This window comes from Xanthomonas sp. NCPPB 3174 (genome assembly GCF_056725205.1).
Genome location: NZ_CM161517.1, coordinates 3,894,281 through 3,913,365, shown reverse-complemented (window position 1 = coordinate 3,913,365; position 19,085 = coordinate 3,894,281). Strand labels below are relative to the sequence as shown.

The window sequence follows — 19,085 nt, the reverse complement described above, 5'->3', positions numbered from 1 at the left end:
ACGGATGCGTGCGCTTTTACCAATCCCCAATCCCTAATCCCGACTCTCCGCCTCACACACAAACTTCTTCCGCGGCGCGTCCAGCTTGCCGAGCATGCGTTCGGTGACCGGCAGGGCGTCGCCGTTGAGGCGCCAGTCGTAGATCACGCTGAAGGCGAGGATGCGCGCGACGTACTCGCGGGTTTCCTTGTAGCTGACCGTCTCGATCCAGAAGTCGGCATCGTGGCCCGGGCGCTGGCTCTGCCAGCGCGAGGCCGGGCCGGGGCCGGCGTTGTAGGCGGCGATGGTCAGGTAGGGCAGGCCGTAGGTGTTGAGCAACTGGCGCAGGTAGGCGGCGCCGATGGCGATGTTGGTGTCCGGGTCGTACAGGCTGGCGGCGCCGCCGTAGCCGGCAAGGCCGAGGCTGCGGGCGACGCTGGCGCCGGTGGCCGGCACCACCTGCATCAGGCCCATCGCGTTGGCCGGGGAGCGCGCGTTCGGGTTGAACACGCTTTCGGCGCGGATCTCGGCGGCAACCCAGGCCGGATCGATCGCGTTCTTGCCGGCTTCGCGGCGGATGGTGTCGGCGTGGTGCAGCGGGAAGCGCAGCGTGTACAGGCGCTGCTCCTCCGGGCGCTTGCCGAGCCCGAACACCGCGCGGTCGAACCAGCCGTTGGCGCTGGCCACTTCCACCGCCAGGCGCCGCTGGGTGTCGTCGAAGCGGCTCAGCGCATCGTTCCACTCGGCCGCCGCCCAGCCGGCGCGGTCGATCTTGAACAGCTCCAGCGCGCGGATCAGCGCCGGATCGCGCGCCACCGCCGCCTGCGCCTGTGCGCTGTCGTTCGGTTCCCACGGGCACAGCGCATACGGCTGCTTCAGCCGGTCGGCGGCCAGGAAGCCGTGGAAGGTGGCAGAGCTGGCCGCCGCGCGATACAGCCGCTGCGCCTCGCCGGCATTGCCGGTCTTCTCCGCCAGCCGTGCCTCGAAGTACTGCCAGCGCGAATCGTTGCGCTGCGCAGGCGGCATCTTGCGGATCGCCGCCAGGGCCGCCGGCCAGTCGCCGCGCGCCATCGCCTCGCGCGCGCGCCACTCGTGCAGGCGTTCGTCGTAGGCGGACTCGGGCACGGCGTTGAGCCGGCGCGCCGAATCCGGCCCGTACGAGGCCACCGTCCACAGCGCGATCTGGTACAGCACCGCGCCGCGCTGCGCCTCGCTGAACTGCAGTGCCTGGGCGAATTGCGGCAGTTGCCGCTCGGCCGCGTCCGGGTCGGTCTTGGCCAGCTTCTGCAGCCCGTCCACCGCCACCTTGCGGCTGCGCTCGGTCTTGGGCCAGTTCAGCGCACGCGTGTGTACCGCGTCCAGGAACGCCGCGTAGTCGTTGGCCAGGGCCAGCTCGGCCGTGGGCAGGCCGCGTGCGGCGGCGCGCATCACCGCCGGCTGCTGTGCGTCCGCCGCCGCTTCCACGCGCGCCCAGCGCAGCGCATCGGTCATGCCGCCGCGCGCCTGCAGCACCGCGAACACCGGGTCGCAGGCGTCGGGCAGCGACTTGCCGGCGTTGCGCCACAGCGCCTGCGCTTCGTCCATCCATTGCGCGTCGGCGCGGCCGGTGGCCTGGCGCGCATTGAGCTGGGCGCAGCGCAGGCCGAGGTTCTCGGTGGGTTTCCAGTTCGCCAGCAGCGCCGGCCAGTCCTCGCGCCGCGCCAGCGCCGGCAGCCACAGCGCGCGGAAACTCTCGGCCACCGGCTGCCCCGCGTAGCGCTTGAGGAAGTCCTGCGCCTGCGCATCGGACACCTTGTCGATGGTGCGGCGCAGGTTGGCGTACTCCAGCCAGCCGTACAGCGGATGCTGCTTGAAGGCGGCCGCGCGGACCGGATCGAAGCGGCCCTGTTCGGCATCGTCGATCGCCGAGCGGATCGCCGGGCGTTGCGCATCCAGGGACTGGGCGAGGGCGGAAACGGGGCCGCACAACGCGGCGGCGAACAGCAGAAGGGACGTGCGCAGGATCATGCGCGGGACTATACCGAACGCCGATGAATCGCCGTTTCAACGACGGGTAGAGCCACGGCAGGTCGTGTCAGTGCGATGCCCTGTAGCGTTGCAGATCGGTATCGCGCGTCGGCCTGCGTTTTGTGCTCCGGCACGGCGGGCGAGGTGCGGGTGCAGCTTCGTACGCCTGAAGTCTGCGAGTCGCTTCGCGCCTTACCCTCACCCCAACCCCTCTCCCGGTGGGAGAGGGGCTTTGGCTTCTACCTTCTCCCATTGGGAGAAGGTGCCCCGCAGGGGCGGATGAGGGTACGAGTGCCGCTGTGGACAACGACAGCCAGTGCAGCCAGGCATTGCGAGGCGCTTCGCTCCGTACCCTCACCCCAACCCCTCTCCCAAGGGGAGAGGGGCTTCGGTGCGTCGCCAGTTGACGGCGTCTCGCGGCACTCGTGTCTACCAGATCGACCAGTCGCGTCCATGGCCCGCGCTTTGCCGGCCGGACGCTTGCAGGCCGTTTACGATTTGTTTACAAAGAATTCCACGCCGTCGCGGTGCAGGGGGTCGCAGCGGCCGACCCACATCCTTTCTGGAGAGAGAGACGGATGAATTTCCTGCACCGCCATCCTTTGGTCTTCGCGGTATCCCTGGTCCTGCTCGGCGGCATCCCCGCCATCGCCGGCGCTCAGCAACAGACGCCCCCGGCCGCCCCCGGTACCGCCACCACGCTCGACAGCGTGCAGGTCACCGGCACCCGCATCCGGCGCGCGGAAGTGGAGGGGCAGGTGCCGGTGCAGACCCTGAGCCGCGCCGACATCGAACGCACCGGCCTGACCTCCATCGGCGACGTGCTGCAGGAACTCACCGCCTCCGGCTCGGCCTTGAACGCCAAGTTCAATTCCTCCGGCAATTTCGGCTTTCCCCCGGACGGCAGCGGCGTCGGCGCCGGTTCGGCGCAGGTCGATCTGCGCCACCTCGGCGCCAAGCGTGTGCTGGTGCTGGTCGACGGCATGCGCTGGGTCAACGAGTCTTCGGCCTCGGGCGTGGGCGCGGCCACCGATCTCAACACCATCCCGTTGGCCATCGTCGAGCGCGTCGAGGTGCTGGAGGACGGCGCGTCCTCGCTGTACGGCTCCGATGCCATCGCCGGCGTGGTCAACATCATCACCCGGCGCAATTTCGAAGGCGGCCAGGTCACCCTGAACTACGGCGAGTACGACAAGGGCGATGGCGCCAGCAAGGGCGTGGACCTGGCCTGGGGCCACAGCACCGAGCGCACCAGCCTGTTCCTCGGCGCCAGCTACACCAAGCAGGATCCGATCTACGCGCGCGACCGGGCGCAGTCGCTGTATCCGATTCCCGGCACCGGCCTGACCTTCGGCAGCTCGGCCACGCCGGACGGGCGCTTCATCTTCGTCGACCCCAACACCGGCGCCGAGCAGAACCTGACCCCGAACAGCGGCGTGGGCACGCCGCGCTACGACGGCGCCGGCGGCTGTACCCGCAGCGACGATTACCACTGCTTCACCACCGCCGACCGCTACAACTTCGCCGCCTCCAACCTGCTGCTGACGCCGTCCGAGCGCAAGGGCGTGTTCGGCCAGTTCCGCTTCTTCTTCAACGACGACGTGCAGTGGTACCTGAAGCTGCTCGGCAACCGCCGCGAATCGACCAACCAGGCCGCGCCGGAGCCGATCTTCCTTGGCCCCGACGCCGGCACCGGCAATCCGCTGGCCGACAACATCGTCATCTCCGCCGCCAACCCGTACAACCCGTTCGGCTTCGCGCTGGATTCGGGCAGCAACCTGATCATGATCGGGCGCCGCCCGGTGGAAGGCGGGCCGCGCGTGTTCGAGCAGCGCGTGGACACCCAGTACGTCGGCACCGGCTTCATCGGCAGCTTCGAGCGCGCCGACCGCACCTGGTTCTGGGACGTCAACGGCGCCTACAGCAAGAACAAGGCCGAGCAGACCAACTACGGCAGCTACAACATCTACAACATCAACCTGGCGCTGGGCGATCCGGCGGCGTGCGCGGCGGTAGCCGGCTGCGTGCCGCTGAACATCTTCGGCGGCGCCGGCAGCATCACCCCGGACATGCTGCGCTGGATCCAGCCGGTGGTGCACGACCGCAGCCAGAACGAGCTGACCCAGTTCACCGCCAACCTCAGCAGCGACCTGTTCCGGCTGCCGGCCGGCGCGGTGTCCTTCGCCACCGGCGTGGAGTACCGCAAGTACGAGGGCTTCTACCGCCCCGACCCGCTGACCGTGATCGGCCACTACAACGGCGTGCCGTCGCTGCCGACGCAGGGCAGCTACGACGTCAAGGAGGCCTACCTCGAACTGAGCGTGCCGATCTTCGCCGACTCGCCGCTGGGCGACAAACTCGACCTGAGCCTGGCCGGGCGCTATTCCGACTACTCCACCTTCGGCGGCAAGTTCACCCCGAAGTACGGCCTGCGCTGGCAGGTGGCGCCGGACTTCGTGCTGCGCGCCAGCTATGCCGAAGGCTTCCGCGCGCCCAGCATCGGCGAACTGTACGGCTCGGCCGCGCGCGCCGACCTGACCCTGTCCGACCCGTGCTCGATCGGCCTGGGCGGTACCGCGCCGCGCGGCAGCGCCAGCAACTGCGCCGCGCTCGGCGTGCCGGCCGGCTACCAGCAGGCCAACTCGCAGATCTCGGTGACCACCGGCGGCAACCGCGCGCTGGAGCCGGAGAAGGCGCGCAGCTTCAGCGCCGGCTTCGTGTGGAGCCCGTGGTTCGCCAGCAACGTGCCGTGGTCGGACCGCTTCGACGTGGAGGTGACCTTCTACCGCCACGACATCGACGGCGCGATCCAGGCGATCAACGCGCAGACCCAGCTCGACCTGTGCGTGGACACGCTGTCGCCGACCTACTGCGACGGCATCACCCGCGCCTCCACCGGCGGCATCAACGGCTTCAACAACCGGCTGACCAACCTCGGCTCGATCAAGACCGACGGCTGGGACGTGGACTTGTTCTGGAACTCGCCGGAGACCGCCGCCGGCCGCTTCAAGATCGGCTGGCAGAACACCTTCGTCACCCGCTACGTCGCCACCGGCGCGGCCGGCCAGGTGCAGCCGCAGCGCCCGGGCGTGGAAGTGATGGACAGCGCGATTCCCGAGTGGACCAGCAACCTGAGCCTGGACTGGTCGCGCGGGCGCTGGAACGCGTCGTGGACGCTGCGGCACATCTCCGAGCTGACCGAGCAATGCGGCGATGCGGTCGCGTTCCCGGTGTGCAGCAATCCGGTCGCCGGCACCAACACGCTGGACGCGATCACCTACCACGACCTGCAGGTGGGCTACCGCTTCGACTGGCTCAAGGGCCTGACCCTCAGCGGCGGCGTCAACAACGTCTTCGACAAGGACCCGCCGATCTGCCTGTCGTGCTCGCTCAACGGCTACGACGCCTCCACCTACGGCATTCCCGGTGGACGTTACCTGTATGTGCGTGCGGATCTGAAGTTCTAGTCGCTGCCTACGCCTGACACACTTCGGGAGCGTGTGTACGCTCCCGAAGGGCGTATCGATGCGAGCTGTAGGAGCGGCTTCAGCCGCGACGACGCGCTACAAGAATCGACCGTGCTGTCTCAGCGCAACAAGTGCTGCGGCACATCGATCTCGGTGGCCACCGCCAGGTGGTCGGAGAACGCCGCAGGCACCGCACGCTGTTCGTTGCAGCGCAGGCCGTCGCTGACCAGGATGTGGTCGATGGCGCGCTGCGGGCGCCAGCTCGGGAAGGTCGGCACCACGCAGCCCGGCGGTTGCAGCCGGGTGCGTTTGTAGAGCAACTGCATTTCCGGGCGGTCGGCGACGCAGTTGAAGTCGCCCATCAGCACCGCGTTGGGATGATCGGACAGCAGCTCGGCGATGAAGGCCAACTGCGCCGCGCGCGAATTGGCGCCCAGCGACAGGTGCGCCACCGCCACCGCCAGGCCGTCGGCACCGTTGCCGAACTTGGCCAGCAGCACGCCGCGCCCGCCGAGCCGGCCGGGCAGGGCGTGGTCCTGCACTTCCACCGGCTCCAGCCGGCTGAGCAGGCCGTTGGCGCTGGACGCCACGCCGCCCACGCGGCGGTTCGGCTGGTGGCTCCAGTAGTTGAAGCCGGCGCGCTCGGCCAGGTAGTGGGTCTGGTTGGTGAAACCCGAGCGCAGGCTGCCGGGGTCGGCCTCCTGCAGGCCGACGATGTCGTGGTCGCTGGCCAGCTGCGCGATCGCGTCCAGGCTGCTGCGCTTGCGCCCGGCCGGCAGCGCGTGCGACCAGCTGCGGGTCACGTAGTCGCTGTAGCGGCGCGTGCTGGAACCGGCCTGGATGTTGGCGGTCAGCACGCGCAGGGTGCGGGTGGCGGGAGCGGTCACGGCGGTGCGGCCCGGGGCGGACGGCTTACTTGGCCATCGCCGCGCGCTCGCGCGCGATCAGGTGATCGGCCACGCGCAGCATGTCGTCGTAGCTCTTGCCCTTGACCAGGTACTTGCCGTTGATGATCAGCGACGGCGTGCCGGTGATGCCGCTGCGGGTGGCGAACTGCTTGGCACGGTTGGTCTTGGTGGCCACCGCGAAGCTGCCCATGGTGTCGGCGAACTGCTTCGGGTCCACGCCGTACTTGGCGTAGAAGTTGGCGATGTCCTGCACCGAGTCGCGGCCGCGCTCGCCCTTCAGGGTCTCGTCGACGTGGATGGCCTTGTACAGCGCCTCGTGGGTCTTCTCCTGCACGCCCAGCGCCTCGGCGGCGTAGAACGCGCGGGCGTAGTCGTCCCAGGTGCCGCCGAACATCGCCGGCACATAGACGAAGCGCACGTCGGAGGGCAGACCGGCCTTCCACGGGCCGATCAGCGGCTGGAAGCGCGCGCAGGCCGGGCAGACGTAGCCGAAGATCTCGGCCACCTCGATCTTGCCGTTGGTCGGCTGGAACGGCTGGCCACCGGCGATGTCGACGTAGTCGGTGCCGGCGACCGGCTCCGGACCGTTCGGGGTCTTGGCGGCGACCGGCTTGGCCGCGGCGGCGGTGTCGCCGTCGGTGGCGGCGGGCTGCGCGGCGGCATCGGCGGTGGTGGCCGCAGGCGCGGCCGGGGTCTCGGCGGGCGCGGCGGCAGTGTCGCCGGCGGCAGGCGCAGCCGGGGCCGCGGCGGTGCCGGAAGCAGGGGCGACGGTGTCGGCAGTGCCGTCCTGGGCCTTGCATGCCACCAGGATCGGCAGCAGGGCCATCAGGGTCAGGGCGAAGCGGGTCTTCATCGGCGACATCTCCAGCAGGATGGGGGAAAAACGCCGGACGCGCCGCAAGCGCGGTCCGGCCACCCCGTCATGATGCCATGGCGCGGATGAAGCGCCGTGCGCCGATTACTTGCCGGCGCGCTCGCGGGCGATCAGCGCATCGGCGATGCGCAGCATGTCCTCGAAGTTCTTTCCCTTGACCAGGTACTTGCCGTTGACGATCAGCGCCGGAGTGCCGGCGATGTCGGCGCGCACGGCGAAATCGCGCGCGGCCTTCACCTGCGCGGCGACCTGCGGGCTCTGGTAGGCGGCGATGAAGGCCTGCGGCTTGACCCCGAAGCCGGCGTAGAACGTGGCCAGTTCCTCCGGCGCCACGTTCTGCACCGGCACGCTGCGCTTGTCGTGGATGGCCTCGAACATGGCACGGTGGCTGCGGCTCTGCACGCCCAATTGCTGCGCGGCGTAGAAGGCGCTGGCGAAGCTGTCCCAGTAGCCGCCGAACGCCGCCGGCACCAGGGTCAGGCGCACGTCCTTGGCCTGCTTGCCGGCCCATTCCTCCAACAGCGGCTCGAAGTGCGCGCAATGCGGGCAGGTATAGCCGAACACTTCCACCACCTCGATCTTGCCGGCCAGCGGCGCGAACGGCTTGGGGTCGGCGATCAGGGTGTAGTCCTCGCCTTCCACCACAGTGGCGGACTTGGGTTGCGCGCAGGCGCTCAACGGCAGCAGGGCGAGCAGGCACAACAGCAGGCGGGGCAGACGATTCATGCGATCTCCAATGGCAAAAAACGAACGCCGGTCGTCGGGACCGGCGCGAAGGGGAAACGGGCCGGCGCCGCCGCGGCGGCGCGCGGTCAGGATTGTTGCGCGGGCGCCGGCTGCTGTGGCGTTGCCGCGGCCGGTGCGGCCTGTGCGGCGGCCGCGTCGTCGGCGCGGTCGTGCAGGCCCTGCAGGTAGCTGCCCAGCGCCTTGATCTCCTGGTCGGTCAGCGGCTTGGCCACCTGCGCCATGATCTTGAACATCGTCGGATCGCGTTCCTGGGTGGTGCCGGCCTGGTACTCCTGCAGGCGCCGCGCCACGTAGTCGGCGTGCTGGCCGCCCAGGTGCGGGTAGGCGGGGCCAGGGTTGCCGGCGCCGGCCGGGCCGTGGCAGGCCATGCACGCGGGGATGCCGCGGCTCGCATCGCCGCCGCGATACAGCTGCTGGCCGACTTCGTAGAACTTCATGCCGGCGTACGGGCCGTCGGCGATCACCGCGTCGTCGGCGATGCCGGCGCCGGCCTTCTGCGTGGCGAAGTAGGCGCCGATGTCGCGCATGTCCTGCGTGCTCAACGGCTGCACGAACGGCACCATCGCCGCGACCGCGCCGCTGGTGCGCTCGCCGTGGGCGATCAGCGCCATCTGCCGCGCGCTGTAGCGCTCCATCTGCCCGGCGATGCGCGGATACATGGCGATGGCGGGATTGCCGTCCGCGCCGTGGCAGGCGGCGCAGGCCGCCGCCTTGGCCTGACCGGCCTTGGGGTCGCCCCAGGCGGCCTTGCCGACGTCGCTCTCCAGCGGCGTGGTGCGCACCGGGGCGTGGTCTGGAATGGGAACCACCGAGGTCTGCGCGAACGCGACCGCGGCGGCGACGGAAACCGCTAGACCGGCAAAGGCAAGAACGCGAGCGTGGCGCATTGCTGAAGCTCCGTATGACCCGACCCCGCGGCTGCCGGGCCGGCGACCGCACTCGCGCGATTATCGGCATGCCGCGGCCCGGCGGTCAACGAAGCCCGCCCGGGGCCGCGGACGTGCGATCCTAGGCGGATGTCGCTGATCCTCGAACGTGCCCACTATCTGTTGTCCGCCCACAATGCCCGTCAGTTGCCGGACGACGGTGGCTGGGAGGTGGCCTTCGCCGGCCGCTCCAACGCCGGCAAGTCCAGCGCGTTGAACGCGCTGACCCGGCAGAACGCCCTGGCCCGTGTCTCCAAGACGCCCGGCCGTACGCAGCAACTGGTGTTCTTCCAGGTCCAGCCCGAGCGCTACCTGGTGGACCTGCCCGGCTACGGCTACGCCAAGGTGCCGCAGGAACTGCAGGCGCACTGGCAGAAGTTCATCGACACCTATTTCCGCACGCGCGAGGCCCTGCGCGGGCTGGTCGTGGTGATGGACATTCGCCATCCGCTCAAGGACTACGACCGGCAGATGCTCGGGTATGCGGTGCAGCGCGGCCTGCCGGCGCATGCGTTGCTGACCAAGGCCGACAAGCTCGGCCGCGGCCAGCAGGCGCAGGTGCTGCAGCAGGTGCGCAAGGAGCTGGCCAGCGCGTTCGGCGACACCGTCAGCGTGCAGGCCTTCTCCGGCGAGAGCCGCCAGGGCGTGGACGAGTTGCGTGGCATCGTCGGTGGCTGGCTGGGATTGGAGACGGAGCCGACTGTCGCGGAGTGAGTGGGGTGGTGCCGGATTCGGCTTCTTGCGCTTGAACGCTGCGAGACGCTTCGCGCCGGACCCTCACCCCAACCCCTCTCCCGAGGGGAGAGGGGCTAGCGGCTGTTCCTTCTCCCACCGGGAGAAGGTGCCCCGCAGGGGCGGATGAGGGTACGGGCCAATCAAGGCGCCGCCGGCAACGGCGAAAACTCCGCCGGCACCCAGGCGAAGGCTTCGCCCTCGCGGCGCACGTGGCCCAGGCCCGGGAACGGCAGGTGTGCGCCGGCCACCCACCAGCCGTGGTCCGCGGCCTGCGCCAGCATGCGCTTGCGCGCGGCGATCGCTGCGGCGCGGTCGCTGTCGGCCTCGTACGAGGCCTGCGGTTGCGCGAACTGCACCGCGTGGTAGTGCACCAGGTCGCCCCACACCAGCAATTGCTGCCCCGCACCACCGTCGAAGCGGTACGACACATGCCCGGGCGTGTGCCCGCGGGTGTCCAGCGCCACCGCACCGCCCGGCAACGCGTCTCCGGTGTGGAAGCGCCGCAGCCGCTGCGCAGCCTGGTACGGCGCCACCGCCGCACGCGCCAGCGGGAAGGCGAAGCGCAGTGCCTGCGGCGCCCCGGCCTCGCTGGCCGGGTCCAGCCAGTACGCCGCGTCGGCGGCGCTCAGCCACACCGTCGCCTTGGGATAGGCGGGCTGGCCCTGTGCGTCCAGCAGGCCGCACAGGTGATCGGGATGGGCATGGGTCAGCAGCACGTCGTCGACCTGCTCGGGCGCGTAGCCTGCCGCGCGCAGGTTGGCCAGCACCTGGCCGAGCCCGGGGCCGAAGCAGGTGGCGGTGCCGGTATCGACCAGGGTCAGGTGCGTCCCGTCCTGGATCAGGTAGGCGTTGACCGCGGTCTGCAGGCCCTTGTCGTTCTCCGGCACGTAGCGGTGGTCGAGCAGGCGTGCGATCGCCTCCGGCGGAATGTTCGCAAGTTCCGCGCGCGACAGCGCCACGGTGCCGTCGAACAGTGCGGTGACGCGCAACCGGCCGATCGTCTGGCGATAGACGCCGGGCACCTGCGTCTGGGCGCTGGCCGGCGCGGCGGCGTGGACGGAGGACGGCAGCGTCAGCGCCGCGCTGGCGCTCAGGGCCAGCGCGCACAGCGCGCGCAACGGGAACACGGACATGGGATTTCCTGGTAGAGCGGCGTGCGCCGCGGTCATGACATGCTGCACCGGCGCCGCTGCGCGATTCGCTCATTCCGCTGCGCGCGGCGCTCAACGCCGACGTGGCATCAATTGCCGATACTGGCCGGATCCAGGCCATAGCGTTGCTGGAAGCGTTGGCTGAAGCTGCGCACCGAGCGGTAGCCGGCGTGCGCGGCGACCGTCTTCAGAGGCCAGCGCGTGGTGTACAGCAGCTGCATCGCATGCGCCAGGCGCGCATCGGCAAGCAGCTCGCGCAAGGAGGTGCCTTCGCCGGCCAGGTGCCGGCGCAGGGTCGCACCGCTCAGTCCCAGATGGTCTTCGATGTCGCGCGAACGCCAGTCGCGCTGCGGCTGTGTGGCGATCAGCTCGCGCACCTGCGCCGCCACGCTTGGCGCCGGCGGCAGCAGCAGGCCGCCGTGGCCTTGCCGGCACAGCGCCACCACCAGCGTTGCCAGCGCCAGCCGCGCCTCGGTGTAGCGGCCGTCCTGCAGCGCCTGCCGCCATTGCAGCAGGGTGCCGCCGAACGTCTCGGCGCGCAGGCGCGCCAGTTCCGCGCCGGCGGCGGGCAGCGGCTCGTTCCACAGCACGCGGGCGGCGCTCAGCGCTTCCTCGCACAGCGGCACCAGCACGCTCAGGTACAGGCCGCTGTGCGGATCCGGGATGTTGACCACATCGATGCGGCAGCGCCGCGTCACCAGGAACAGATCGCCCGGCACGAAGTCCAGCGTCTGCGTGGCGGTGCGCACCTGCTTGCGGCCCTGCAGCAGGATCGCCAGTTGCGGCCGCGGGATCTCCACCGAGCGCGCGCCGTGTTCGCGGCGCGCGCTGATGCAGGCGTAGCCCTCGGCCTGGGTGCAGTCGGCCAGGCTGGACAGGCGCGCCAGCAGCAGGGCATCGGGAGAGGTGGTGTCGGCCATGGCCGTGATGCTAGCGCAGCGCGGCGCGCGCGCGCTCAGCGTAAAGCGCCAGGCTGCCACGTCGCAGCCGGCCGGACCACCACGGCTGCGCTGGTGCCGGCCCCGCAAACTGCCGGTCTCGGTGCGCCACAGGTCGTTTCCCCGCGGTCTGGCGACTGCGCAGTCGTTTTGTCAGCCAGGCTTACCTGGGAGGTTGCATGAGCTCGATGGTGATCCCGTCGGGCCCGCTGACGTAGGCAACGACGGTTCCCGTGCGTGGCCCGGCCTCGATCGGCCGCGGAGATCCTTTCAAGTGCCATCCCTGCGCCTGGATCCTGGCGACAGCCACGTCGATCTCCGTCACGGTGACGGCAAGATGGGCTGCGCCGATCGCGCCAGCGCTCGCGGGTGTCTTGCCCAACGTGCGGGCTGTCGAGTATTCCAGCAGTTCGATGGGAAAGCCGGCAGGCGAGACCACCAGCGCCATGCGGCAACGAGGATCGTCGACGCCCGTCACCTCGCGCAGGAAATCGCCGCCCATTTCGCCTGTGCGGACAAGTTCGAAGCCCATGGCCTCAGTCCAGAACGCGATCGCCTCATCCAGCGACGAAACGGAAAATCCCATGTGGTCGACGACGCAGGTGTCCGTGTTGATTTTCAGTCCTCCAGGTCAGGTTGCGTTTTGAGCGATGGGCGTGCGCTTGCCTTGCATTTCGGGGAAACGGGCGTCGGCCATGCCGGTGATGCTACCCATTACCGCGCATGCCCGCTCAGACATGCACGCCGAACACATGGCCGATCGCGCCGCTGGCGAGCATCGCCGCCGCGCCCCAGAACACCACGCGCACCGCGCCGCGCAGGCCCGAGGCGCCGCCGGCGCGCGCGGCCAGCGCGCCGGTCAGCGACAGGCCGACCAGGGTGGCTGCGCCGGTCACCCACAGTTGCCGTCCGTCCGGCGCCAGCCAGGCGGCCACGATCGGCAGCGCCGCGCCGCTGCAGAACGCCGCGGCCGATGCGGCGGCCGCCTGCAGCGGGCGCGCACGCAGGCTCTCGGTGATGCCGAGTTCGTCGCGCGCGTGCGCACCCAGCGCATCGTGCGCGGTCAACTGCTCGGCGACCTGGCGGGCGAGGGCGGGATCGAGGCCGCGCTGGCGATAGATCGCGGTCAGTTCCTCCAGTTCGCTCTGCGGATCCTCGTGCAGTTCGCGGCGCTCCAGCGCCAGGTCGGCGCGCTCGGTGTCGGCCTGCGATTGCACCGACACGTATTCGCCGGCGGCCATCGACATCGCGCCGGCGACCAGGCCGGCAATGCCGGTGGTCAACACCGTGGCCGCCGACGCGCCGCTGCTGGCGACGCCGACCACCAGGCCGGCCACGGACAGGATGCCGTCGTTGGCGCCGAGCACGGCCGCGCGCAGCCAGCCGGCGCGGTCGGTGCGATGGCGTTCGGAGTGGGTCGGGCGCATGCGTTGCCTGCCGCGGGCGGTGAGAGAGTCCGCAGCCTACCGAAGCCGGCGCCGCGGGCGCTTGCTGCGTCTCACTCTCGACGCGGCGGCGGCGCGGCCGTGGAATGCTGCAGTGCCGCCGGTAGCGATATGGGCCTCACCCCCGGCAGGCTATAGTGCGGGCCTTGCGATGGCCGGGCCCGGTCCCCACATCGCCTCACCCGCCGTGCGAGTCCTGCCCTTGTCGAGCCCCAGCCACGTTGCCGAGACGCCGATCACCGACCGCGCCGAACTGGTGCAGGTGCTCGCCTCCGGAGAGAAGCCCGAAGCGCAGTGGCGCATCGGCACCGAGCACGAGAAGTTCGGCTTCCGCCTGGACGACCTGCGGCCGCCGACCTTCGACGGCGAGCGCGGCATCGAGGCCTTGTTGCTGGGCCTGACCCGCTTCGGCTGGGAGCCGGTGCGCGAAGCCGGGCACACCATCGCCCTGCTGCGCGACGGCGCCTCGGTGACGCTGGAGCCGGCCGGCCAGTTGGAACTGTCCGGCGCGCCGCTGCCGACCATCCACGACACCTGCGTGGAAGTGGGCAGCCACCTCAACGAGGTCAAGCAGGTCGCCGACGAACTGGGCCTGGGGTTCCTCGGCATGGGCTTCCAGCCGAAGTGGCGCCGCGACGAGATGCCGTGGATGCCCAAGGGCCGCTACAAGATCATGAAACACTACATGCCCAAGGTCGGCGCGCTCGGCCTGGACATGATGACCCGCACCTGCACCGTGCAGGTCAACCTGGACTACGCCAGCGAAGCGGACATGGTGCGCAAGTTCCGCGTGTCGCTGGCGCTGCAGCCGATCGCCACCGCGCTGTTCGCCGATTCGCCGTTCGCCGACGGCACGCCCAACGGCTACCTCAGCTACCGCTCGCACATCTGGACCGATACCGACGCCGACCGCACCGGCATGCTCGACTTCGTGTTCGAGGACGGCTTCGGCTACGAGCGCTACGTCGACTACCTGCTCGACGTGCCGATGTACTTCTCCTATCGCGACGGCACCTACGTGGACGCCAGCGGACAGAGCTTCCGCGACTTCCTGCAGGGCAGGCTGCCGGCCTTGCCGGGCGCGTTGCCGACGCTGCGCGACTGGTCCGACCACATGACCACCGCGTTCCCGGAAGTGCGCCTGAAGAAGTACCTGGAAATGCGCGGCGCCGACGCCGGTCCGTGGGGCCGGCTGTGCGCGCTGTCGGCGTTCTGGGTCGGCCTGCTGTACGACGATGCCGCACTGGATGCGGCCTGGGACCTGGTCAAGGACTTCACCCTGGCCGAACGCCACGCCTTGCGCGACGGCGTGCCGCGGCAGGCGCTGAAGCTGCCGTTCCGCAACGGCACCGTGCAGGACTTGGCCGCCGAGGCGGTGAAGATCGCCCTGGCCGGCCTGCGCCGCCGCGCGCGCCTGAACCGCGACGGCCAGGACGAATCGCGCTTCCTCGAGCCGCTGGTGGAAATCCTGCACGCCGGCGAGACCGCGGCCGAGCGCAAGCTGGCGCTGTACCACGGCGCTTGGCAGGGCGACATCGACCACGTGTTCCGCGAGTTCGCGTATTGAGCGCCGCGCCGCACGCGCGCAGGCCGGCAGCACGGTGACCGTGATCGCAGACACGGCGGGCCTGTTCCAGGACGAGCCGGGCAGATGGGGCGGCCGTGGCGATCCGTATCTGTGGGAAGAGATGGCGTCGGCCTTGACCGGCGTGCCGCTGCCGGCGACGGCGGCGCAGTGCGCGGCGCTGCTCGCCGACACCTTCGCGCGCCTGGTCGGCACGGCGCTGGACGACGCATCCGTCGAGTCGGTGTTCGTGCCGCGGCTCAGCCATGGTGGCATGTCCTCGGGGTACGTCAGCCTGGTGTTCTGGCGGACGACCGCACGGCCGCTGTTGCTGGAGCGTCATGCCGCGGCGCTGGCGCAGCGAAGTTGAGGCGATGCGCGTCGCCGCGGGCGACGCCGCCTGACCGTGCCGCTGAGTGCCGTTTCGCCTGTTGCGGCGTCCTGCCGGCGGGCTGGCTGTACCAGCGCGGTGACCGACGCATGCGCATTGCGCGACGCGGCTAGAGCGTTCGGCGATCGGATGTGGCTGCAGGCGATGGCGCGGGGAGCGGCCAGGCGGCACTATTGACGACTCGTCTTCAGGGGGACGTATGCATCAGGCACCACCGCGGTCCAACTTTGTCACCATCCTGGCCTCGATCTTCATCGCACTCTCCGGTTTCGGCACGGTGATCGGCATCATGCAGGTCTTGGTTGTGTTCGCCATGTTCGATCACGTGCAGTTCGCCGATGCGGTGCACAGGTTTCCGCCAGGGATGCCGCCGACGATCGCCTTCATTTTTTCGCACTTTCGGTGGTTTTTTCTTGGGACTGCGCTGTTTTCGGCGTGGACCCTGGTGAGTTCGATCGGGCTTCTGCGGCGGTTGAATTGGGCACGGTGGTGTTTCATCGCGGCCATGTCGCTGGTGATCGCATGGAACCTGGGCGGCGCAGTCGTGCAGGTGCAGATGATCGCGTTCATGCAGAAGCAGTTCGCTGTTGCGCAGATGCAGGGCGCGCCGGACATGCGGCCGATGCTGTGGGCCATGTCGGCGATCGGCGTGGTCTTTGCGGCGGCCTTCGTCGCCTTGCATGGCTGGATCATCGCGCGCTTGCTGTCGCGATCCGTGACGGCCGAGTTTCGGCGACTCTCCGCGACAGGTGCCGACAGCCCCATGCCGCCGATCCGTTGAACGGCATTTTCCGCGTTCCGCGAAGCCCCGTTGCATGTCGAGCCCCTTCATATTGCCCACGCTTCGTCGCGTTCGCGCCGAGTCCGCGACCTGCATGAAGGCGGGCAGCGGCGTTGGGCGTCGCCGCGGCGGCAGGGCCGGCGTTACGAGCGTGTTGCTCGGCTGCATGGCATCCGCGCATGCGACCAGCCAATGCCCAGCTGACGTTGGCCCGAAGGATCCGCTCGTCGATCTGCTCGGGTGGGCCGTGATCGTCACCGGTGGGGTCCTGGGCGCTGGGTTGTGCGTGCACGTAGTGCGGCGCGCGCGCGGCCTGCGCCGCTGGCGACGCGTCGCGGTCGTCCTGGCCGGCGTCGTGGCGATGTTGCTGCTGTGGATCGGCGGCCTGGTCCTGGCGATTGCGTCGTTCTTCCTGCGGTGCTAACACTGCCGGTTCCGGCGCACGCGTGCCGGGTCCGCGGTCCGCGGAGCCACGGGCCGGCGCCACAGGGGGCATCCATGACCGATCCGTACAATTCCTCGCCGCCACGCGCGATGGCGGCCTCGCCGCTCAATGATGCGATGGTGACCACCGCGCTGGAGCTTCCCGGCTACCGCATCGTGCGCAATCTGGGCATCGTGCGCGGCATCACCGTGCGCTCGCGTTCCATCGTCGGCAACTTCCTGGGCGGGCTGCAGACCATCTTCGGCGGCAATATCACCATCTACACCCAACTGTGCGAGCAGGCGCGCCTGGAGACCTACCGCGACATGCTGCAGCACGCGCGGCAGATGGGCGGCAATGCCATCGTCGCGGTGCGCTACGACGCCACCGAGCTGATGGCTGGCCTGACCGAGGTGCTGTGCTACGGCACGGCCGTGATCGTCGAGCCGAACCCGCACTGAGCCGGTCGGCGTGCGGCGCTCCGGCCGCGGGGGCGGCTCAGCCGCCGACCGCGTGGCACGGCAGCCGCACGCTGACCCGCAGGCCGCCGTCGGGGCGGTTGTCCAGCGCGATCTGGCCGCCGTGTGCCAGCACGATGCTGTGCGCCACCGACAGGCCCAGGCCGATGCCGCCGGTGTCGCGGTTGCGCGAGTTCTCGCCGCGGAAGAACGGCAGGAACAGCTTTTCGCGCTGCGCCGGATCGATGCCGGGACCGTCGTCGTCGATCCACAGCACGCACTCGCCGGCCTCGTGACGCAGTTGCAGGCGTGCGCGCTTGCCGTACTTCAGCGCGTTCTCCACCAGGTTCATCACCATGCGCCGCAGCGATAGCGGGTCGCCGTCGAGGGTGATGGCGTCGCCGAGCAGCAGGACCACGTCGGCGCCGGTGTCGCTGGCGTCGTCGACCACGCTTTCCACCAGCAGGCGGAAATCCAGCGGCGAGCGCTTGCCGCGGCGGCTGTCGTTGTGGATGAAGTCCAGCGCCGCGGAGATCATCGCCTTCATCTCGTCGATGTCGGCCATGGTCTTCTCGCGCAGCGGCGACTGCAGGGTCTCCAGGCGGAACGCCAGCCGCGCCAGCGGCGTGCGCAGGTCGTGGGCGATCGCCGCGACCATGTGCGTGCGCTCGTTGATCAGCCGGTTCAGGCGCGCCTGCATGGCGTTGAACGAATCGGCCGCCTGCACGATCTCGCTGGGGCCGCTGCGCCGCAGCGGTTGCGCGTCGGGGTTGCGGCCGAGCTGGTCGGCCGCCTCGGCGAAGCGCCGGATCGGCGCCGACAGCGCCCGCGAGAACCACCAGGCCAGCGGCAGCATCGCCAGCATGCCGGCCAGGAACAGCATGACCACCTGGGTCTTGAATTCGTTGGAGAACCGCCGCGGCGGCGACATCACGCTGCGCCAGCGCCCGTCGGGCTGGCGCAGTGCGGCGGTGAAGCCATCCAGCAGCGGCACCGCCGGGGCGAAGCCGCGCTCGCGCCAGCCCGACGCGTGCATGGTGCCGCCGAAGGCGCCATCGTGCGGTGGCTCGCCCGGGCCGGGCGGTGGCTCCATCGGCGGCGGTTCCTGTCCGTGCGGCGGCGGCATCGCCCCGTGCGAGGACGCATCGTCGTCGGCGGCGACGGCGTGCGGCGGCGGCGGCGGGTGTTCGCCCAGGCGCAGGCGCAGGCGCTCCAGGCGGCCGTCGCTGTTGCGGTAGAAACGCACCTGGTCCGGCGGCACGTCCAGCCAGTGCGCCATCACCCGTTCGGCATTGCGGTCGCGTACCTGGTCGCGAGCCGGCAGCGGTGCATGCGCGGTGTCCTGCACCTTCAGGGTCTGGGTGCCGGCCGGCATGCGCGTGCTGAGCAGGGCGATCACCTCCGGCGGATGCACCGGCATCTCGTAGACCGGCGTGCGCAGCACCAGGGCGATGCCGATCAGCTGCGCGGTGAGCAGCGCCACCACCAGCAGCAGGAAGGCGCGGGCGAAGATCGGCACGCCGCGGCGGGCGCGCGTGGACGCACTCACAGGCGGGCGACGCTCGGCAACAGCATGTAGCCCTCGTTGCGCACGGTGCGGATCAGTTCGGTCTGCACGCGTTCGTTGATCTTGCGGCGCAGGCGGCTGATCTGGCTGTCGATGGCGCGGTCGTAGACCTCGGTGTCGCGGCCGCGCGCATAGTCGAGCAACTGGTCGCGGCTGAGCACGCGCTGCGGATGCTCGACGAAGGTGCGCAGCAGTGCGAACTCGCCGTCGGAGAGGTTGATGAAGATGCCGGTGGGGTCGCGCAGGTCGCGGCGGATCACGTCCAGCCGCCAGCCGGCGAACTCGTAGACGTTGCCGCGCGCTTCCGGCGGCAGCGTCGTGGCCTGGCTGCGCCGCAGCAGGGCGCGCACCCGCGCCAGCAGCTCGCGCGGATTGCATGGCTTGGCCAGGTAGTCGTCGGCGCCGACCTCCAGGCCGATGATGCGGTCGGTGTCGCTGCCCAGCGCGCTGAGCATGATCACCGCCGGCGCGCCGCGCTCGCTGGCGAGCTGGCGGGCGGCGCTGAGGCCGTCCTCGCCGGGCATCATCACGTCCAGGATCACCAGGTCCGGCTGGCGCTCGGCCATCCGCAGGCGCATGTCCGCCACGGTCTCGGCGGTGTCCACCTGGTAGCCGTGGTCGCTCAGGAACTCGCTGATGAGTCGGCGCAGATCCGGATCGTCGTCGACGACCAGAATGAAGGATTTCATGTCCACGATCTTGAAGGGCCGCCACACGGGAGTC

Annotated in this window: 18 protein-coding genes; 7 read left to right on the top strand and 11 right to left on the bottom strand. The window is 70.1% G+C overall.

Features of this window, described 5'->3' with window-relative positions:
- Positions 1-33: 33 nt before the first annotated feature.
- On the bottom strand, positions 34-1,986 hold the full coding sequence (locus AC1PK7_RS16870) for a transglycosylase SLT domain-containing protein (RefSeq protein WP_481098881.1): 1,953 nt from the start codon (positions 1,984-1,986) through the stop codon (positions 34-36).
- Between the two features lie 578 nt (positions 1,987-2,564).
- Between AC1PK7_RS16870 and AC1PK7_RS16865 the strand changes: the two genes are divergently transcribed.
- The gene (locus tag AC1PK7_RS16865) at positions 2,565-5,453 is read left to right on the top strand and encodes a TonB-dependent receptor (protein WP_481098880.1); all 2,889 of its coding nucleotides are present in this window, start codon (positions 2,565-2,567) and stop codon (positions 5,451-5,453) included.
- A gap of 119 nt (positions 5,454-5,572) precedes the next feature.
- Here AC1PK7_RS16865 and AC1PK7_RS16860 read toward each other — a convergent pair whose 3' ends face one another.
- The 4 genes from AC1PK7_RS16860 to AC1PK7_RS16845 form a co-directional block, all read right to left on the bottom strand.
- Positions 5,573-6,340 (bottom strand): endonuclease/exonuclease/phosphatase family protein, encoded by a 768-nt coding sequence (locus tag AC1PK7_RS16860; protein WP_040902002.1) that lies wholly within the window; start codon positions 6,338-6,340, stop codon positions 5,573-5,575.
- A gap of 25 nt (positions 6,341-6,365) precedes the next feature.
- Positions 6,366-7,214 (bottom strand): thiol:disulfide interchange protein DsbA/DsbL, encoded by an 849-nt coding sequence (locus AC1PK7_RS16855; RefSeq protein WP_481098879.1) that lies wholly within the window; start codon positions 7,212-7,214, stop codon positions 6,366-6,368.
- A 105-nt stretch (positions 7,215-7,319) separates the two neighbouring features.
- Positions 7,320-7,961 carry a thiol:disulfide interchange protein DsbA/DsbL gene (locus tag AC1PK7_RS16850; RefSeq protein ID WP_481098878.1) on the bottom strand — a complete coding sequence of 214 codons (642 nt, stop codon included), beginning with the start codon at positions 7,959-7,961 and terminating at the stop codon, positions 7,320-7,322.
- Positions 7,962-8,047: 86 nt separating this feature from the next.
- Complete coding sequence (locus AC1PK7_RS16845) at positions 8,048-8,869, bottom strand: c-type cytochrome (RefSeq protein ID WP_481098877.1); 822 nt, start codon at positions 8,867-8,869, stop codon at positions 8,048-8,050.
- A 129-nt stretch (positions 8,870-8,998) separates the two neighbouring features.
- Between AC1PK7_RS16845 and yihA the strand changes: the two genes are divergently transcribed.
- Complete coding sequence (yihA, locus tag AC1PK7_RS16840) at positions 8,999-9,622, top strand: ribosome biogenesis GTP-binding protein YihA/YsxC (protein ID WP_481098876.1); 624 nt, start codon at positions 8,999-9,001, stop codon at positions 9,620-9,622.
- A gap of 161 nt (positions 9,623-9,783) precedes the next feature.
- On the opposite strand, the gene AC1PK7_RS16835 is transcribed toward yihA, so the two are convergent.
- The 4 genes from AC1PK7_RS16835 to AC1PK7_RS16820 form a co-directional block, all read right to left on the bottom strand.
- The gene (locus tag AC1PK7_RS16835; protein WP_481098875.1) at positions 9,784-10,776 is read right to left on the bottom strand and encodes an MBL fold metallo-hydrolase; all 993 of its coding nucleotides are present in this window, start codon (positions 10,774-10,776) and stop codon (positions 9,784-9,786) included.
- 107 nt (positions 10,777-10,883) lie between these two features.
- Positions 10,884-11,714, bottom strand: a complete 831-nt coding sequence (locus AC1PK7_RS16830) for a helix-turn-helix domain-containing protein (protein ID WP_481098874.1) — start codon at positions 11,712-11,714, stop codon at positions 10,884-10,886.
- A gap of 181 nt (positions 11,715-11,895) precedes the next feature.
- Positions 11,896-12,318 carry a VOC family protein gene (locus AC1PK7_RS16825; RefSeq protein ID WP_481098873.1) on the bottom strand — a complete coding sequence of 141 codons (423 nt, stop codon included), beginning with the start codon at positions 12,316-12,318 and terminating at the stop codon, positions 11,896-11,898.
- 145 nt (positions 12,319-12,463) lie between these two features.
- On the bottom strand, positions 12,464-13,159 hold the full coding sequence (locus AC1PK7_RS16820; protein WP_481098872.1) for a VIT1/CCC1 transporter family protein: 696 nt from the start codon (positions 13,157-13,159) through the stop codon (positions 12,464-12,466).
- Between the two features lie 220 nt (positions 13,160-13,379).
- Here AC1PK7_RS16820 and AC1PK7_RS16815 point away from each other — a divergent pair, with 220 nt between their 5' ends.
- The 5 genes from AC1PK7_RS16815 to AC1PK7_RS16795 all read left to right on the top strand — a co-directional run bounded on the left by AC1PK7_RS16815 (position 13,380) and on the right by AC1PK7_RS16795 (position 16,798).
- Complete coding sequence (locus AC1PK7_RS16815; RefSeq protein WP_481098871.1) at positions 13,380-14,744, top strand: glutamate--cysteine ligase; 1,365 nt, start codon at positions 13,380-13,382, stop codon at positions 14,742-14,744.
- Positions 14,745-14,784: 40 nt separating this feature from the next.
- Entirely contained in the window at positions 14,785-15,111 is a 327-nt protein-coding gene (locus tag AC1PK7_RS16810; protein WP_420007752.1) for a hypothetical protein, read from the top strand.
- 220 nt (positions 15,112-15,331) lie between these two features.
- Positions 15,332-15,913, top strand: coding sequence for a hypothetical protein (locus tag AC1PK7_RS16805; RefSeq protein ID WP_481098870.1), 582 nt, complete (start codon positions 15,332-15,334; stop codon positions 15,911-15,913).
- 34 nt (positions 15,914-15,947) lie between these two features.
- Positions 15,948-16,337: a hypothetical protein gene (locus AC1PK7_RS16800; RefSeq protein WP_481098869.1), complete on the top strand. Its 390-nt coding sequence runs from the start codon at positions 15,948-15,950 to the stop codon at positions 16,335-16,337.
- Between the two features lie 74 nt (positions 16,338-16,411).
- The gene (locus tag AC1PK7_RS16795; protein ID WP_010344561.1) at positions 16,412-16,798 is read left to right on the top strand and encodes a YbjQ family protein; all 387 of its coding nucleotides are present in this window, start codon (positions 16,412-16,414) and stop codon (positions 16,796-16,798) included.
- Positions 16,799-16,835: 37 nt separating this feature from the next.
- Here the strand turns inward: AC1PK7_RS16795 and AC1PK7_RS16790 are convergent, their stop codons facing one another.
- Positions 16,836-18,344, bottom strand: coding sequence for an ATP-binding protein (locus tag AC1PK7_RS16790; protein ID WP_481098868.1), 1,509 nt, complete (start codon positions 18,342-18,344; stop codon positions 16,836-16,838).
- Complete coding sequence (locus AC1PK7_RS16785; protein ID WP_209030781.1) at positions 18,341-19,051, bottom strand: response regulator; 711 nt, start codon at positions 19,049-19,051, stop codon at positions 18,341-18,343. The genes AC1PK7_RS16790 and AC1PK7_RS16785 overlap by 4 nt, the downstream gene beginning before the upstream one ends.
- Between the last annotated feature and the right edge of the window lie 34 nt (positions 19,052-19,085).

Bases quoted from the DNA above. Each gene is read 5' to 3' on its own strand.
- AC1PK7_RS16785 (WP_209030781.1), bottom strand. From the start codon at position 19,051: ATGAAATCCTTCATTCTGGTCGTCGACGACGATCCGGATCTGCGCCGA.
- AC1PK7_RS16795 (WP_010344561.1), top strand. From the start codon at position 16,412: ATGACCGATCCGTACAATTCCTCGCCGCCACGCGCGATGGCGGCCTCG.
- yihA (WP_481098876.1), top strand. From the start codon at position 8,999: ATGTCGCTGATCCTCGAACGTGCCCACTATCTGTTGTCCGCCCACAAT.
- AC1PK7_RS16850 (WP_481098878.1), bottom strand. From the start codon at position 7,961: ATGAATCGTCTGCCCCGCCTGCTGTTGTGCCTGCTCGCCCTGCTGCCG.
- AC1PK7_RS16800 (WP_481098869.1), top strand. From the start codon at position 15,948: ATGTCGAGCCCCTTCATATTGCCCACGCTTCGTCGCGTTCGCGCCGAG.
- AC1PK7_RS16870 (WP_481098881.1), bottom strand. From the start codon at position 1,986: ATGATCCTGCGCACGTCCCTTCTGCTGTTCGCCGCCGCGTTGTGCGGC.
- AC1PK7_RS16820 (WP_481098872.1), bottom strand. From the start codon at position 13,159: ATGCGCCCGACCCACTCCGAACGCCATCGCACCGACCGCGCCGGCTGG.
- AC1PK7_RS16845 (WP_481098877.1), bottom strand. From the start codon at position 8,869: ATGCGCCACGCTCGCGTTCTTGCCTTTGCCGGTCTAGCGGTTTCCGTC.
- AC1PK7_RS16805 (WP_481098870.1), top strand. From the start codon at position 15,332: ATGCATCAGGCACCACCGCGGTCCAACTTTGTCACCATCCTGGCCTCG.
- AC1PK7_RS16825 (WP_481098873.1), bottom strand. From the start codon at position 12,318: ATGGGATTTTCCGTTTCGTCGCTGGATGAGGCGATCGCGTTCTGGACT.
- AC1PK7_RS16830 (WP_481098874.1), bottom strand. From the start codon at position 11,714: ATGGCCGACACCACCTCTCCCGATGCCCTGCTGCTGGCGCGCCTGTCC.
- AC1PK7_RS16865 (WP_481098880.1), top strand. From the start codon at position 2,565: ATGAATTTCCTGCACCGCCATCCTTTGGTCTTCGCGGTATCCCTGGTC.
- AC1PK7_RS16855 (WP_481098879.1), bottom strand. From the start codon at position 7,214: ATGAAGACCCGCTTCGCCCTGACCCTGATGGCCCTGCTGCCGATCCTG.
- AC1PK7_RS16835 (WP_481098875.1), bottom strand. From the start codon at position 10,776: ATGTCCGTGTTCCCGTTGCGCGCGCTGTGCGCGCTGGCCCTGAGCGCC.